Annotated in this window: 16 protein-coding genes and 1 riboswitch; of the genes, 8 read left to right on the plus strand and 8 right to left on the minus strand. The window is 58.6% G+C overall.

Annotated features, from left to right (window positions below):
• The first annotated feature begins 65 nt into the window (after positions 1–65).
• Positions 66–353 carry a PA4642 family protein gene (locus IV01_RS22145; RefSeq protein WP_032625815.1) on the plus strand — a complete coding sequence of 96 codons (288 nt, stop codon included), beginning with the start codon at positions 66–68 and terminating at the stop codon, positions 351–353.
• A 54-nt stretch (positions 354–407) separates the two neighbouring features.
• On the opposite strand, the gene mqo is transcribed toward IV01_RS22145, so the two are convergent.
• The gene (mqo, locus tag IV01_RS22140) at positions 408–1,916 is read right to left on the minus strand and encodes a malate dehydrogenase (quinone) (protein WP_032625673.1); all 1,509 of its coding nucleotides are present in this window, start codon (positions 1,914–1,916) and stop codon (positions 408–410) included.
• Between the two features lie 172 nt (positions 1,917–2,088).
• On the opposite strand from mqo, the gene IV01_RS26815 reads away from it, so the two are divergent.
• Positions 2,089–2,253: a hypothetical protein gene (locus IV01_RS26815; protein ID WP_195758740.1), complete on the plus strand. Its 165-nt coding sequence runs from the start codon at positions 2,089–2,091 to the stop codon at positions 2,251–2,253.
• 399 nt (positions 2,254–2,652) lie between these two features.
• Here the strand turns inward: IV01_RS26815 and IV01_RS22135 are convergent, their stop codons facing one another.
• On the minus strand, positions 2,653–2,886 hold the full coding sequence (locus IV01_RS22135) for a hypothetical protein (protein ID WP_032625675.1): 234 nt from the start codon (positions 2,884–2,886) through the stop codon (positions 2,653–2,655).
• 173 nt (positions 2,887–3,059) lie between these two features.
• On the opposite strand from IV01_RS22135, the gene IV01_RS22130 reads away from it, so the two are divergent.
• Positions 3,060–3,641, plus strand: a complete 582-nt coding sequence (locus IV01_RS22130) for a YajG family lipoprotein (RefSeq protein WP_032625677.1) — start codon at positions 3,060–3,062, stop codon at positions 3,639–3,641.
• Positions 3,642–3,839: 198 nt separating this feature from the next.
• Here IV01_RS22130 and IV01_RS22125 read toward each other — a convergent pair whose 3' ends face one another.
• Positions 3,840–4,046: a hypothetical protein gene (locus IV01_RS22125; RefSeq protein WP_032625679.1), complete on the minus strand. Its 207-nt coding sequence runs from the start codon at positions 4,044–4,046 to the stop codon at positions 3,840–3,842.
• 143 nt (positions 4,047–4,189) lie between these two features.
• Positions 4,190–5,353: a 1-acyl-sn-glycerol-3-phosphate acyltransferase gene (locus IV01_RS22120; protein ID WP_195758741.1), complete on the minus strand. Its 1,164-nt coding sequence runs from the start codon at positions 5,351–5,353 to the stop codon at positions 4,190–4,192.
• 109 nt (positions 5,354–5,462) lie between these two features.
• On the opposite strand from IV01_RS22120, the gene IV01_RS22115 reads away from it, so the two are divergent.
• Genes IV01_RS22115 through IV01_RS22105 form a run of 3 tightly spaced genes read left to right on the plus strand, consistent with a single transcriptional unit; the run spans position 5,463 to position 6,575 of the window.
• Positions 5,463–5,645, plus strand: a complete 183-nt coding sequence (locus IV01_RS22115) for a CPXCG motif-containing cysteine-rich protein (protein WP_032625684.1) — start codon at positions 5,463–5,465, stop codon at positions 5,643–5,645.
• Positions 5,645–5,917: a DUF2007 domain-containing protein gene (locus IV01_RS22110; protein ID WP_032625817.1), complete on the plus strand. Its 273-nt coding sequence runs from the start codon at positions 5,645–5,647 to the stop codon at positions 5,915–5,917. Before IV01_RS22115 ends, IV01_RS22110 begins: the two co-directional genes overlap by 1 nt.
• Before the next feature lie 28 nt (positions 5,918–5,945).
• Positions 5,946–6,575, plus strand: a complete 630-nt coding sequence (locus IV01_RS22105; RefSeq protein ID WP_032625687.1) for an SOS response-associated peptidase — start codon at positions 5,946–5,948, stop codon at positions 6,573–6,575.
• Between the two features lie 366 nt (positions 6,576–6,941).
• Here IV01_RS22105 and IV01_RS22100 read toward each other — a convergent pair whose 3' ends face one another.
• Entirely contained in the window at positions 6,942–9,083 is a 2,142-nt protein-coding gene (locus IV01_RS22100; RefSeq protein ID WP_032625689.1) for a methyl-accepting chemotaxis protein, read from the minus strand.
• Between the two features lie 229 nt (positions 9,084–9,312).
• Here IV01_RS22100 and IV01_RS22095 point away from each other — a divergent pair, with 229 nt between their 5' ends.
• Positions 9,313–10,131, plus strand: a complete 819-nt coding sequence (locus IV01_RS22095; protein ID WP_032625692.1) for a M48 family metallopeptidase — start codon at positions 9,313–9,315, stop codon at positions 10,129–10,131.
• A gap of 135 nt (positions 10,132–10,266) precedes the next feature.
• Here the strand turns inward: IV01_RS22095 and IV01_RS22090 are convergent, their stop codons facing one another.
• The 3 genes from IV01_RS22090 to IV01_RS22080 all read right to left on the minus strand — a co-directional run bounded on the left by IV01_RS22090 (position 10,267) and on the right by IV01_RS22080 (position 13,248).
• A complete protein-coding gene (locus tag IV01_RS22090) occupies positions 10,267–10,851 on the minus strand; it encodes a TMEM165/GDT1 family protein (protein ID WP_032625694.1) in 585 nt (194 codons plus the stop codon).
• A gap of 88 nt (positions 10,852–10,939) precedes the next feature.
• A riboswitch (yybP-ykoY riboswitch) is annotated at positions 10,940–11,059 on the minus strand.
• A 40-nt stretch (positions 11,060–11,099) separates the two neighbouring features.
• The gene (locus IV01_RS22085) at positions 11,100–12,098 is read right to left on the minus strand and encodes a methyltransferase (RefSeq protein ID WP_032625696.1); all 999 of its coding nucleotides are present in this window, start codon (positions 12,096–12,098) and stop codon (positions 11,100–11,102) included.
• Between the two features lie 184 nt (positions 12,099–12,282).
• Complete coding sequence (locus IV01_RS22080; protein WP_032625697.1) at positions 12,283–13,248, minus strand: 2-hydroxyacid dehydrogenase; 966 nt, start codon at positions 13,246–13,248, stop codon at positions 12,283–12,285.
• A gap of 87 nt (positions 13,249–13,335) precedes the next feature.
• Here IV01_RS22080 and IV01_RS22075 point away from each other — a divergent pair, with 87 nt between their 5' ends.
• Positions 13,336–13,965 carry a LysE family transporter gene (locus IV01_RS22075; protein WP_032625698.1) on the plus strand — a complete coding sequence of 210 codons (630 nt, stop codon included), beginning with the start codon at positions 13,336–13,338 and terminating at the stop codon, positions 13,963–13,965.
• The last annotated feature ends 145 nt before the right edge of the window (positions 13,966–14,110 follow it).

Here is a 14,110-nt window from a genome sequence, read left to right on the forward strand (position 1 = left end):
CTTGAGCTGAGCCAGGGGTAAACTGCCCGCCGGTTAACATGTCCGCGATCCTGTTGGAGCACGCAATGCGTAAAGATAAGAAGCAGTTGATTGGTGACGAGATCGGCGATGAGCAGGTTAAACAGTTCCTGGCCTTTGAACCGGTTGATGCCACTTCGCCGTCACTGCATAAGCTGATCAAGGCTTACCGTGGCCTGCGGGTCAATGATTTCGAGCGCTTCCTGGTGTTCTTCCTCGAAGCCGGCTACGACCTGGATGGCAAAGACGAGCACGGCAATGACTTTATTGCGACCATCAAGGATCAGCGCAACGCCGACGAGTACATCGAGTTGATCGAGAAAGCCCGCGGCTAAGATTGCGCGGTCATAAAAAAACGCCCCGAAGGGCGTTTTTTTATGGGTCATGCTTCACGCGAAGCTTTGGGTTTCGCTGTGTTTCTCGACCAGTTCCAGGCGTTCGTTGTTCTGAGTGCTGACGCGCTCGTAGAGTTCAGCGTCAGTCTCCAGAGCCTTTTCCCGCGCCGGGAATATTTCGTTGAGCTTGGCAGCCCACTCACCATGGGTTTTTTCCGGGAAGCAGCGTTCGATCAGATCGAGCATGATCGAAACCGTCACCGAGGCGCCTGGGGAAGCACCCAGCAGCGCAGCAAGGGAACCATCCTTGGCCGAAACCAGTTCGGTACCAAACTGCAGGATGCCGCCTTTTTTCGGATCTTTCTTGATGATCTGCACGCGTTGACCGGCGACTTCCAGACGCCAGTCTTCCGCCTTGGCTTCAGGGTAGAAGCGGCGCAGCGATTCGAGGCGTTGTTCCATCGACTGCATCACTTCGCTGACCAGGTATTTGGTCAGGTCCATGTTGTCGCGGGCTACGGCCAGCATCGGCTTGATGTTGGCAATCCGTACCGACAGCGGCAGGTCGAGGAACGAGCCGTGCTTGAGGAACTTGGTGGTGAAGCCGGCGTAAGGTCCGAACAGCAAGGATTTCTGGCCATCCACGACGCGTGTATCCAGGTGCGGCACGGACATGGGCGGTGAACCCACGGCGGCCTGGCTGTAAACTTTGGCCTGGTGATGCTTGACCACTTCCGGGTTATCGCACCGCAGCCACTGGCCACTCACCGGGAAACCGCCGAAGCCTTTGCTTTCTTCGATGCCGGACATTTGCAGCAATGGCAGTGCTGCGCCGCCAGCGCCGAGGAAAACGAACTTGGCGTCGATTTCGCGGGTGCTGCCGCTATTCACGTCCTTGATGCTGACGCTCCAGCCTGCGCCTTTGCGGCTCAGGCCGGTGACGCGCTTGCAGTATTTGACCTGAGCGTCCTGGCTGCTGGTCAGGTGCTTGAGCAACTGATTGGTCAGGTTACCGAAATTGACGTCTGTGCCATTCATCACACGGGTCGCGGCGATCTGTTCGTCGGCTGGGCGGCCGGGCATCATCAGCGGCATCCACTCGGCAAGGGTGGCCTTGTCTTCGGTGTATTCCATGGACGAGAAGGCATGGTGCTTGTGCATGGCTTCGAAACGGGTCTTTAGGAAGGCAACGCCTTTCTCGCCCTGCACGAAGCTCAGGTGCGGCACCGGGCTTATAAAAGACTTCGAGGAGCCGAAGGTGCCTTTTTGCGTCAGATAAGCCCAGAACTGTTTCGAGACTTCGAACTGGGTGTTGATCTGCACGGCTTTTTTGATATCGATGGAGCCATCGGTGCCTGGCGGTGTGTAGTTGAGTTCACACAGCCCGGCATGACCGGTACCAGCGTTGTTCCACGGGTTGGAACTCTCCGCAGCGCCTGAGTCCATCAGCTCAACGACTTCCAGCTTGATGCCGGGGTCGAGCTCCTTGAGCAGTACGGCAAGGGTGGCACTCATGATGCCGGCCCCGACCAATACCACGTCGACTGCTTCGTTATGCGCCATTAATGCGTCTCCAAAAATCTGCAGCACCAAATTGACGGCATACGATCCCGAGGACAGATGCCTGGTCGCGGGGCTTTGTTCAAAGTTGTGCCCCGATGACCATGGCCAGGATCAGCATGTCCGATTCTTCGCAATTCTTCGCATTTCAACGGAGGCCACCAAACGGACATGAATGAAGGTTCATCAAGGCAGCATGAACGCATTTTTCAGTCCGGTCAGCCATTCGACTATCGTCAAGGCTTCCGGTTATGCAACCAAATCCGTAGTGGACAGGCCTCAGACTCCGGTTGTGGAGACTGCGCAGCAGCGCTCGATCCTGTGCAATGGGGCTGGGTGAGATGCTAATGGTGCATTTACAAACGCGTAACTGTTCATTTGCTCGCCACACTCTTGTGAAGTAGTGAAACCCGTTTTTTCACGTCCTTTTGGAAACGTGAACCTCAACCTCAAAAGGGCTGCACGATGGCAGCACCGGCAGGTCAATGCATGCAGTTAAGGCGTCGGGGGGCAGCAAAGGTTCGAATTGTTTCGAGCTTTCAGTACCGACCAACGAGCACATCTGCGTGCAAATGACCTGTGTGGGCGGCTCTCTGTGGGCGTTACGAAGGCGCTAATCCGGGGATTAGCCATGCTGCGAGGCCCGATCAGGAGACGTCCTTATAGTCGGGCGGAGATTATAGCGATGAAACGACAGGAATTGATCTGATTAACTGACTTTTATTTGGTGACTAGGCAGTCAGGCGGCATACAGCCGCAGCGGCGAAGAACGTTCAGGGCGCGGGATCACGCGGGCGCTGTTGGGTAGCGGGTTGCCCAGCCAGGACAGTTTCTGTTCGGTGATTTCCACCCAGTCCTGGCCCTGCGGCGGCTGGCGACATTGCTTGAAGGCGTGACAGATCCCGCTGGCATCCACGCGTGCAAAGTGACGGTCGTTACGGCGCGAGTTGAACAATGACCAGAGAAAGTCCATGGGCGGCTCCTGTTGATGTGAGCACAAGCTTGCAAGACCCACGTGACATCATGATGACGACCGGGTTGCTGAACCATTGCACTTGCGCGGCGGTCGGATTTTCAACTGGTTGGCGGTGGCTGGAGGCCGCTATACTGCGGCACATTTAGTGCCTGGCCCATGGAGAGATGAGCATGCTGCGTCGCATTGTGTTTGGTTTGCTTGCTGTAACGAGTTTGACGCTGGTCGGCTGTGCCCACAGCCCGCAACAACTTAGCCCGCAACCCAAGCTGAACGCTCAGTTCGCCGCTGTTGGACGTGGACAGCCTGTGGTCGTGCGTGTGGTTGACGGCCGTCCGAGCCCGACGCTGGGCACCCGCGGTGGCATGTACCCGGAAACCAGCGCGGTGAGTGTTGCCAGTGCCGATGTGTTGCCCAAGTTGCAGGCCCAGGCTGAAGCGGCAGTTCGTCTGCTGGGTTTCACGCCTACCTCGAGCGGCAGCGGCCCGACATTGACCGTTACCCTCGCGGATCTGAAATACCAATCGCCGAAGGAAGGTCTGTACGTGACTGAGGCGACTATCAGCTCGACATTCCGTGCCGATGTGCAGAACAACGGTCGCAGCTACTCCGGTCGTTACGCCGCGTCGCTGGATCAGCGCTTTGGCATGGCGCCTAACCAGGAAACCAACACCCGGTTGGTCAGCGACGTGCTGAGCGATGCCCTGACGCGTCTGTTCCAGGATCAGACCATCGGTAGCACGCTGGCTCAGTAATTCAGCGCTTGTAAAAAAGCCCGGCTCTCGTGAGAGACCGGGCTTTTTTATGGACTACCGATGGCACTTTTTCCATGGAACCCTGTGGGAGCGGTGCTTGCCCGCGATAAGGGCGACACCGATATCAGGTTAATCGCGTCAAGCCTCATCGCGGGCAAGCACCGCTCCCACAGCCATCATCGGCCCCACGTTATTCAATCACGCCGCCTGCTGATAAAAATCCAGAAAGCTGAAACCCGTCTGCAGGTCCATGTCCGGAAGGTCGTGGTGCTGATGGCCGCCGAGGGCGCAATAGACCAGCCAATGGCGGTCCTGGACATTGAAGGCCAGGCCGTTGATCAAGTCTTCCTGCTCATCGCTGGGCGTGATCAGATAAAGGCGGTCCTGATTTTTTGCATGCAGCATGACAAGCTCCATAAGGGGTCGAGGTCGCGCCTCGAAGGAGCCATACAGTGCCCGGTTGAGGTTACGGTTAAGTGACGGCAGGCAGAATTGTCCGACAAAAAAAGACGCTCTGATTGAGCGCCTTTTTTCCAGCAACGTGACGATCAGAGCGGGATGCCAGCCTTGACCCGATATTGATTGCGCACCGGGGTCGCGTATTGCAGGACCAGATACGGGCGATGTTCTACCGGACACTCGTCGAGACGGCGTTGCCATTCTTCCTGAGCTTTGGCCAGTTCTGGCGCCGGGAAGATATCCTTCGCCAGCGGCACATTGAGGCTCGGGTCGGCGTCTGCCCATTGTGCATAGGCCAGGTAATGCACCGGGAACAAGCGATAACCGCCGAGGATCTGCCGATCCATTTCGATCGCCAGCGCTTTGGTGTCTTCGAATAGCTCGGTGATCGGCGATGCAAAGTTCACATGCACGCGCCCCTTGTAGCCGGTGATTCCCAGGGCGATGCTCACATCATCCTCGCCCGGCACCTTGGCGTAGCTGCCAGTCGTGTCGCGGATGTAGAGTTCACGAGCCTTTGCATGGTCGCAAGGATCGTACTCGTAGCTGATCGACACCGGGGTCAGGTTCAGCGAGCGAATCACCTCGGCGAACGGTTCATCCTTGCGGCTCATGTGGAACATTTTCAGGATCGCCGATTCAGTCCGGTCGTCGCCGTCTTTGGCGCGGCCCTCGGCCTGGGCGATCCAGATCGACTGGCAGTCGTTGCGAATCGAATGGTTGATGTAGGCCGACAGCAACTGATAGGCGGCCATTTTTTCCCGCCGCCCGATAATGGAGCGGTGCACGATGAAGCTCTTGTTCAGGCGCATGAGGTCGCTGACGAAGGGCTTTTGCAGGAGATTGTCGCCAATGGCAATGCGCGGTGTCGGCAAACCGGCGTGATACACCGCGTAATTGACGAAGGCCGGGTCCATGACGATGTCCCGGTGGTTGGCAAGAAACAGATAGGCGCTACCTGACTTGAACTGCTCGACGCCGGTATAGGTCACACCGTCGGTGGCGCGTTCGATCGTGTGATCGACGTAGTATTCGACCTTGTCCTGCAGTGTGGCGACTGAATTGATGCCCACAAACTGGCGGCGCAGCTTGCGCGCGATAACGGGCTGCAAGGCCCAGCCCAGAGCACCGGCCAGGCGCGGAAAGCGGAAGCGGGTCAGGATCGAGAGAAACTCTTTGTCGCTGAGCAGGCGCGCAAGCACCGCGGAGACTTCAGCGTCGTTGTAAGGTCGGATGGCATCAAATTCGCCCATCATGCTCTCTTGTAGGGGGTGAAAAATAATTAGGGATGGTCTGAAAAATGCGTCCAGACTCCATCTGCAAAGAGCGCGATTATACGCACAACTGACCTTGGAGACCGCGATGCAGGAAATTCAGGATTACGACTGCCCTTACTGCGGCGAGCCCGTGGAAGCCGTGTTGGACCTGTCCGGTGGTGACCAGCAGTACATCGAGGATTGTCCGGTCTGTTGCCGGCCTATTGTGTTCGACCTGCAAACCGATGGCGAAGACTGGAATCTGGCAGTGCGCAGCGAGAACGAATGATGCAGAAAGTCTACGAGCCGGAAAACCTGATGGAGGCCGAGCTACTGCAAGGCATGCTGGCCAGTGAAGGTATTGACGCCCATGTGACCGGCCGGCATTTGCTGGGCGGCCTTGGCGAGCTGCCGGCGTTGGGCCTGCTGGGGATCAGCGTGGGTAACGATGACGTCGAACGGGCGCGCGCGTTGATCACTGCGTACAATGCGGCGCAGCCCTTCATCAATGAAGAGCCCGGTAATGAACCGGACCATTTTCCCGACGTGCTGGTGTGTTGAGCGTCGCCTGAAAGAGTCTTGTTGCCCCATGTGTGGACGTTATGCGCTGTTCCGTTGGACGCCCGCTTTTGCGGCCTTGCCCGGTTTCCCGGCAGACCAGCAGGCGCAATGGAATATCTCTCCTGCTGATTCAGTGCTGATGTTGCGCGCCACGGCCGCCGCAGACGGTGATCTTGAACTGGCCAGGGCACGCTGGGGGCTAACGCCGCCGTGGCTGACCGATCTGTCCCGCACGCCGGCCCATGCCCGGGCCGAAACCATTGTCGAGCAACCGATGTTTCGTGAGGCGTTTCGTTTGCGGCGTTGCCTGCTGCCCGCCAACGGCTTCTACGAGTGGCGCGGCACAACCCGCAAACGCCCGTTCTGGCTGACGCCGGGGGAGGGCTCGGCGCTGTTTTTTGCCGCGATCTGGGAGGCGTATCCCGTACAGGAACACACTTATCTGAGTGTGGCCGTGGTCACACAGCTCGCCGCCAACCAGCGTCGTCCGCTGATTCTCGATGCCCAGGGCCAGAAAGACTGGCTAAGCGCCGACACACCGCTGCCGACCTTGCAAGCCTTGCTCGCCAGTCCACAAACCGCCCTGCGCGAACGGCCGCTGGCCAATCTGATCAACGATCCCAAGCTCAACGCGCCGGAGTGTTTGACGCCGTTGTAGGACATTGCCAGTAGAGCGCAGAACCTGTGGGAGATTCTATGTTGCCTGCAGTGCACATTCATGTGGGACCGGCTTTAGCCGGGAAGGCGGCATTTCAGACGAAAAATATCGGGTGGATGTACTGGCCTCTTCCCGGCTGAAGCCGGTCCCACATGAGAACGCGGTCGTCTGTGAGAGCGATGCTTGGTCTGGGTCGCATTCCGACGGCAAACGATGCCTTGGCATATCTGAAAAAACCGGATTGCTGTGGGAGCGAATTCATTCGCGAATGCTGTAGTCCAGCCGACATATCTTTATCGGATGTCCCGGCCTCTTCGCGAATGAATTCGCTCCCACAGACGGGGGCGTGGCTGTTGGAGCGAGGATCTAAACCCTGAACTGATTGATCAACCGCCGCTGCTGTTCGGCCAGTTTGGTCAGTTCAGCGCTGGCCTGGCTGGATTCGGTGGCGCCACCGGCGACTTCGTTGGCGACCTGACCGATGTTGGTCACGTTGCGATTGATGTCTTCCGCCACCGAGCTTTGCTCCTCGGCGGCGCTGGCGATCTGGGTGTTCATATCGTTGATCACCGACACGGCCTTGGTGATGGTTTCGAGGGCCTGCGCTGCTTCGGCGGCATGCCCGACGCTTTCTTGGGTCTTACTCTGGCTGTCCTCCATGACCTGCACCACCTGGCGCGTGCCACTTTGCAGCTGCTGGATCATGCTCTGGATTTCCTGGGTTGCCTGTTGAGTCTTCTGCGCCAGGTTGCGTACTTCGTCGGCCACTACCGCAAAGCCACGGCCCTGTTCACCGGCTCGTGCAGCTTCGATGGCGGCGTTCAGCGCCAGAAGATTCGTTTGTTCGGCGATGCCGCGGATGGTGGTCAGGATGGCGTTGATGTTCTCGCTGTCGGCGGCCAGGGTCTGTACCACGCCCACCGCCCGACCGATTTCCGAAGCCAGTGCGCTGATGGAGTTCGATGTGTTCTGCACGATCTGCAGGCCCTGATTGGCCGCATCATCAGCATGATTGGCCGCTTGTGCTGCCTGGGTGGCATTGCGTGCCACGTCCTGGGCGGTGGCAGTCATTTCATGCACGGCGGTGGCGACCAGTTCGATTTCCGACATCTGCCTGTGCACGCCCTGATTGGTGCGGATGGCGATGTCGGCCGTGTGCTCCGATGAGTCGCTGACCTTCTGCACCGACGTCACTACCTGGCTGATCATGGCTTGCAGCTTGCTCAGGAAGGTATTGAAGCGCACAGCGATCTGCCCGACCTCATCGGCGCGGTCGCTGGTCAGGCGTTTGGTCAGGTCACCTTCGCCCTGGGCGATGTCATCGAGCATCAGCACCATCTGTTTGAGTGGACTGGCAATTCCTCTGGCTACCAACCAGATCACCAGCAAGCCCAGTGCGGCAATGATCAGCCCGACCACAGTCATGCCGACAATGTCGGATTGACGCTGTGCGGCCAGATCGCTTTGCAGCTTGTTCAGGTCCGCCATGACGGCGGTCAGTGGCAGTTGAATCATCAAGGTCCAGCGGGCGTCGGTGGCACCGATGCCGAATGGCATGTACACCTCGATGTGGCCATGTTCCTTGTCGATGTCATAGCGCACTTCACCGAGGCTGATCTTGGCCAGATTCGCCACTTCGCTGGCATCAAGGATGGTGGTGGCTTTCTGGCCGAGCTTGGTAGGGTCTTTGGTATAGGCGACCAGGCCGCCGTTGGTGGCGATAAGCGCCATCTCGCCTGCGCCGTCGTACAGTTTCTTGTCAGCTGCGGTGAGCATGTCCTGAATAAAGTTGACCGAGAGGTCGGCACCCACGATGCCCTGAAACGCGCCATTGACCATGATGGGCGTGATGAATGACGACAGCATCACGACTTTGCCGCCGAGCGGGTAGGGCGCGGGGTCGATCACGCAGGGTTTTCTGGTTTCTTTCGAGCAAAAATAATATTCGCTGGAGCGCACGCCGGTGGAGAGCAGCGTCTGATCTTCCAGGCTGGCCAGTTTTTCCATGGCAAGGCTGCCGTCGGTGTTGCGATACCACCAAGGCATGAAGCGGCCATTCTTGGGGTCGACGCCTTTGTCGGTGGCGCCGGTGTATGCCGCATCATTGTGATCAACAGCATTGGGTTCCCAGCCGATGTACGCGCCAAGCACTTTGGTGTTCTGCTCGACGGCATTGCGCAGCAGGTTGAGCATCTGCTCGCGGCTGATCTCTAGCTGCGCCTGACCTTGAGCGTTGGTTGTGCCGAGCAGGGCGTTGGTATTCGCCAGGCCCGCTGCGATCTGCAACGGAGTTTCCAGTTCGCGTTTGATCTCGCTGGCCTGTGTCTGGGCCAGCGCACTGAGGCGCTGCTCCATGGCCTGTTCGAATTGTGCCCGGGTCCGCTGATCCACCAGTTCCTGGGTACGTTCGCTGGCAAATAGCGAGTACAGCACCAGTGCGGCTACCACCGAGAGCACGATTGCGCCCGCCAAAGCAGCGATTGAGAACTGGATCGACTTGAACTTCATAGGAGCTCCGGAGGGAAATGCGGCTATAACAAGCTATCGGCTGAGCATTTCGGAACTGTGACGCAATCCATTCATATGGGCGTAAATGATGCCGAATGGTCGTATATGGATATGTGTCGAAATTGGAACCATTCGGTGAATAAACTGACAAACTGGGCTATCAGCCAGTATCTGGCGCACCATGCTTTCACCGCCCAGGATGATCGCCATGTTCAGAGGGAGATCCACCATGCGTCAGACGTTTGCTCTATGTGCTTTGAGCGCTGCATTGCTGCTCGGCGGCTGTCAGTCCGTGAATACCACCAGCGGTGATTCGGTCGGCGTCGAGCGCAAGCAATACATGTTCAGCATGCTATCGACCGATGAGGTCAATCAGATGTATGCGACGTCCTACAAGGAAACCGTGGGCGAGGCGTCCAGCAAAGGCGTGCTCGATACCACCAGTGCCTACGCCAAGCGCGTGCACACCATTGCTGACCGCCTGATCGGTCAGGCGCCCAAGCTGCGGCCTGATTCGGCGCAGTGGCAGTGGGAGGTCAATCTGATCAAGAGCGATGAGTTGAACGCCAATTGCGGGCCAGGCGGCAAGATCATTTTTTATACCGGCCTGATCGATACCTTGAAGCTGACGGACGATGAAATCGCTGCGGTGATGGGCCACGAAATTGCCCACGCCCTTCGTGAACACGGTCGTGAAGCGATGTCCAAGGCTTATGGTGTCGCCATGGCCAAGCAAGGTGCCGGGGCGATTCTGGGGTTGGGGCAGGACAGCCTTGCGCTGGCCGATACAGTGGTCAATTACAGCCTGACCTTGCCAAACAGCCGCAGCAACGAGAACGAGGCGGACCTGTTGGGGCTGGAACTGGCGGCGCGTGCGGGCTACAACCCGAATGCCGCGATTACCCTCTGGCAGAAGATGACCCAGAATTCCGGCGGTTCTCAACCGGAGTTCATGAGCACTCACCCGGCTTCACAGAACCGAATTGCTGCCTTGCAAGCGGCGATCCCCAAGGTGATGCCGTTGTATGAGGCGGCGAAAAAATCTTGATCCTGAGTTGATCGAGATTACTGTGGGAGCGAGCTTGCTCGCGAAGGCGGTGTTTCAGTCCCGAGCAATGTGTCGAGTTTACTGAAGTCTTCGCGAGCAAGCTCGCTCCCACGGGTCATGTATCTGCCGAGCCTGCTACACCCAACCACTCACCTGCATCGCCTTGTATACCGCCACCAGCGCCAGCACAAAGAACGCGCTCGCGGCCAGGCGGCGGATCAGGGTCAGAGGCAGTTTTTCGGCGGCGAAGTTGCCCGCCAGTACCACCGGAACGTTGGCTATCAACATGCCCAGCGTCGTGCCCAGAATCACCAGCCACAGATACGAATATTGCGCCGCCAGCATCACCGTGGCGATCTGTGTCTTGTCGCCAATCTCCGCGATAAAGAAGGCAATCAGCGTGGTCAGGAAAGGACCGAACTTGCGCCCGGTACTGGCTTCGTCATCGTCCATTTTGTCCGGCACCAGGGTCCAGAGCGCGGTCGCGGTAAAGCTTGCGGCGAGGATCCAGTGCAGCGTGGCATTGGAGAAGAAGCTGCCGAACCAGGCACCCACAGCGCCGGCAGCGGCATGGTTGGCCAGAGTCGCGGCGACGATACCGGCAATAATCGGCCAGGGCTTGCGAAAGCGAGCGGCGAGAATGAGGGCAAGGAGTTGGGTCTTGTCACCGATTTCGGCAAGCGCGACGACAGCCGTGGGGACCAACAGGGATTCCAGCATCAGGTTTTCCTAAGGGGCGGGTCGACACGGCTATGACACGTACAGCCTTCCCGCCCCGGGTAAGGTGTTCGTGTCATAGGTCTTGTCAAACCACCGATCCGTCTGAGCGGATTCGGGGTCGTACGCACCATGGTCTGAGGACCAAGTATGTTGATGCGTACCGGACGAGCATGGCGCTCGTGGGAGACTACTCCCCTAGGACGGTGCGGATTCTGCCTACGCCGGACGCTTTCGGCAAGTGCTTATTTTCACGCCCGTTTGGCCCGATAGATTCGGAAACCATTGCCTTGTGCCTTGATCGCGCAGACGCCGAAATGCTCTTCGATGATCGGCTGATACTTGAGGAAGGCGTTGGCTACAAGACGCAGTTCGCCCCCTGATTTCAGATGTTGGCGTGCTTTTCTCAGCAAGTTTTCTGTTGCCTGATAGTCGGTATGAACCCCCACATGAAACGGTGGATTGCTCAAAATCGTGCTTAAACCCATGGGCGCCGCGTCGATGCCATCGCCGGTCAATACTTCGGCTTCCAGGCCATTTGCGGCAAGGGTCAGGCGCGTGCTGGCGGTGGCGAAAGCATCCACGTCGAGCATGATCACGTTGTTATGCGGATAGCGACGTTTTACCGCAGCCCCCAACACCCCGGCACCGCAACCGAAATCCAGCAGGTTACCGCTGGGCAGTTTGTCGATGTTTTCCAGCAGCAGCGCCGAGCCTCGGTCCAGACGACCCTGGCTGAATACACCTGGCAGGCTGACGACCTTGAGCGGGCCGTCTTCCATTTCCACTTCGTAGTGCTGAGCGAGGCTCTCGAGGGTAACCGCTTGCGGTGCGTCTTCTACGGTGACCTGCCAAAGCTGGCAATGCCGGGCGCTGTCCAGTTTACGGGCGCGGCCGAACGGGCTGAGCTGTTTGGCGGCTGCTTCGATGCCACTGCGTTTTTCGCCCACCAGAAACAATTCACGGCCTGCCAGGCGCGAGGCCAGCGCGTTCAGCAAGTAATTGGTGAGTTCGCGGGCCTTGGGCAGAAATACCACGGCAGCTTCGAAAGGCTGGTCGGGGACATCCACACCAAAATGACTGCGGCCTTCGAAGCGCGCCTCCAGTGCCGACTGATCGCCCGCATGCCAGCACCAGCCGTGGGCTTGCGGCAACCGGCCAAGCAAATCATCTGCAGGCAGACCAGCCAACAGCAGCGAGCCCTGAAACAATTCGGCCTGACGGAGTAACACTTCACTGCGCGGGTCCATTGCGGGCTCCTCGAAAAAGCGCGGAGTCTAACAGTTTGGAGGCCGAGCCGGAGGATGCTGTGGTTTCATATCCCTGTGGGAGCGAGCTTGCTCGCGAAGAACGATGACGCGGTTTGCCTGATGCACCGCGTTACCCAACTCGCGAGCAAGCTCGCTCCCACAGGGGGTGGGTGTTGCTACCGCCTCAACCCACCACCCGAATCGGCTTGCCCGCAAAGAACCCCAAGGCATTTTCCGTGACCTGGCTGACAATCCGTTGTCGGGCTTCCCGCGCGCCCCAGGCACTGTGCGGGGTAATGATCAGCCGCGGGATGTCCCCGGCCAGCAACGGATTGCCATCGCGGGGTGGTTCGACGGTCAGCACATCGGTAGCCGCGCCGCCCAGATGGCCATTACGCAGGGCATCGGCCAGCGCCTGTTCATTGATCAGCCCACCCCGGGCGGTGTTGATCACATAAGCGTGGGGCTTGAGCAAACCCAGTTCGTGGGCGCCGATCATGTCCCGAGTGTCGTCGTTCAGCGGGCAATGCAGGGTCAGGGAATCGATCTGGGGCAGCAGTTCTTCCAGCGGCATGCGATCAGGACGGGCAGGGCGACCGGGGATCTGCCCCAACAGCACGCGCATGCCGAAAGCCTCGGCCAGCTTCGCAACGGCGCCGCCCAGCTCACCATGGCCCAGCAGACCCAGGGTTTTGCCTTCCAGTTCGACGATAGGAAAGTCCAGCAGACAGAATTGTCTGGATTTCTGCCATTGGCCTTGTTGAACGGCATTCTGGTAGTCAGGCAAGCGCGTCGCCAGGGCCAGCAACAGCATCAACGTGTGCTGGGCAACTGAAGGCGTGCCATAACCCTGGCAATTACTGACCGTAACCCCGTGCTGGCGAGCAGCGACCAGATCCACATTGTTAGTGCCAGTGGCGGTCACCAACACCAGCTTAAGCTCGGGACAGGCGGCGAACGTGGCGGCATCAATCATGACCTTGTTGCTGATGGCCACTTGTGCACCTTGCAAGCGTTCGATCACCTGCTCCGCAGTGGTGCTGGCGTGCAAGATCAGCTCGCTGAAGCACTCACGCAGTGTGCTCAAGTCAAGATCACCCAGATCCAGAGAAGTGTGGTCGAGGAAAACTGCCTTACCGTGATTGCTCATCAGCTGTACCTGTTCTTGGAGGTTTTGAAGGCTTAAGGTGGTCAGCCTAACAGAGCGAAACGCTTGCTTACATTTTTGGAGAACCCTATGTACTGGGCAGAGTTTCTGACCGTTGCCTTGATCCATTTACTTGCGGTTGCCAGCCCAGGTCCTGATTTCGCTGTGGTGGTGCGCGAAAGCGTCGCCCATGGGCGCAGGGCGGGCACTTATACCGCCATGGGTGTAGGGACGGCGATTTTCCTGCATGTGGGTTACTCGTTGCTGGGGATCGGCCTGATCGTTTCTCAATCCATCGTGCTGTTCAACGCGCTCAAATGGGCTGCGGCGGCTTATCTGCTGTACATCGGTTTCAAAGCCCTGCGCGCCAAGCCGGCCAGTGCCAGCGATGCTCCGGTCAATGTTGCGGTGGGCGAGCGGACCGCTCGTGGCGCGTTTACCAGCGGCTTTATCACCAATGGCCTGAACCCCAAGGCGACCCTGTTCTTTCTGTCGCTGTTCACCGTGGTCATCAACCCCCACACCCCGCTCTGGGTGCAGGCCGGTTATGGCGTTTATCTGGCCGTGGCGACCGGTATCTGGTTCTGCCTGGTGGCGCGTTTGTTCAGCCAGGAGCGCGTGCGTGCAGGTTTCGCGCGCATGGGTCACTGGTTCGACCGGGCCATGGGCGGAGTGCTGGTGGCATTGGGGTTGAAGCTGGCGTTTACCGAGGTGCATTGAAGCCTTAGGATCTTGCTCGCAATTTGTCGTGGGACCGGCTTTAGCCGGGAAGGGGTGGTATAAGCGCTGCATCTGTTGCGCCAGGAATGCAGTCTTCCCGGCTAAAGCCGGTCCCATGTCGGAAGTCCCACTCCCAAGATCCCAA

Origin of the sequence: Pseudomonas syringae (assembly GCF_000737245.1) — a bacterium.
In the GTDB taxonomy this organism is placed as follows: domain Bacteria; phylum Pseudomonadota; class Gammaproteobacteria; order Pseudomonadales; family Pseudomonadaceae; genus Aquipseudomonas; species Aquipseudomonas syringae_J.

Excerpts from the sequence above, each read along its gene's own strand:
- IV01_RS22145 (WP_032625815.1), top strand. The coding sequence starts at position 66 with ATGCGTAAAGATAAGAAGCAGTTGATTGGTGACGAGATCGGCGATGAG.
- mqo (WP_032625673.1), bottom strand. The coding sequence starts at position 1,916 with ATGGCGCATAACGAAGCAGTCGACGTGGTATTGGTCGGGGCCGGCATC.
- IV01_RS26815 (WP_195758740.1), top strand. The coding sequence starts at position 2,089 with ATGAAGGTTCATCAAGGCAGCATGAACGCATTTTTCAGTCCGGTCAGC.
- IV01_RS22135 (WP_032625675.1), bottom strand. The coding sequence starts at position 2,886 with ATGGACTTTCTCTGGTCATTGTTCAACTCGCGCCGTAACGACCGTCAC.
- IV01_RS22130 (WP_032625677.1), top strand. The coding sequence starts at position 3,060 with ATGCTGCGTCGCATTGTGTTTGGTTTGCTTGCTGTAACGAGTTTGACG.
- IV01_RS22125 (WP_032625679.1), bottom strand. The coding sequence starts at position 4,046 with ATGCTGCATGCAAAAAATCAGGACCGCCTTTATCTGATCACGCCCAGC.
- IV01_RS22120 (WP_195758741.1), bottom strand. The coding sequence starts at position 5,353 with ATGGGCGAATTTGATGCCATCCGACCTTACAACGACGCTGAAGTCTCC.
- IV01_RS22115 (WP_032625684.1), top strand. The coding sequence starts at position 5,463 with ATGCAGGAAATTCAGGATTACGACTGCCCTTACTGCGGCGAGCCCGTG.
- IV01_RS22110 (WP_032625817.1), top strand. The coding sequence starts at position 5,645 with ATGCAGAAAGTCTACGAGCCGGAAAACCTGATGGAGGCCGAGCTACTG.
- IV01_RS22105 (WP_032625687.1), top strand. The coding sequence starts at position 5,946 with ATGTGTGGACGTTATGCGCTGTTCCGTTGGACGCCCGCTTTTGCGGCC.
- IV01_RS22100 (WP_032625689.1), bottom strand. The coding sequence starts at position 9,083 with ATGAAGTTCAAGTCGATCCAGTTCTCAATCGCTGCTTTGGCGGGCGCA.
- IV01_RS22095 (WP_032625692.1), top strand. The coding sequence starts at position 9,313 with ATGCGTCAGACGTTTGCTCTATGTGCTTTGAGCGCTGCATTGCTGCTC.
- IV01_RS22090 (WP_032625694.1), bottom strand. The coding sequence starts at position 10,851 with ATGCTGGAATCCCTGTTGGTCCCCACGGCTGTCGTCGCGCTTGCCGAA.
- IV01_RS22085 (WP_032625696.1), bottom strand. The coding sequence starts at position 12,098 with ATGGACCCGCGCAGTGAAGTGTTACTCCGTCAGGCCGAATTGTTTCAG.
- IV01_RS22080 (WP_032625697.1), bottom strand. The coding sequence starts at position 13,248 with ATGAGCAATCACGGTAAGGCAGTTTTCCTCGACCACACTTCTCTGGAT.
- IV01_RS22075 (WP_032625698.1), top strand. The coding sequence starts at position 13,336 with ATGTACTGGGCAGAGTTTCTGACCGTTGCCTTGATCCATTTACTTGCG.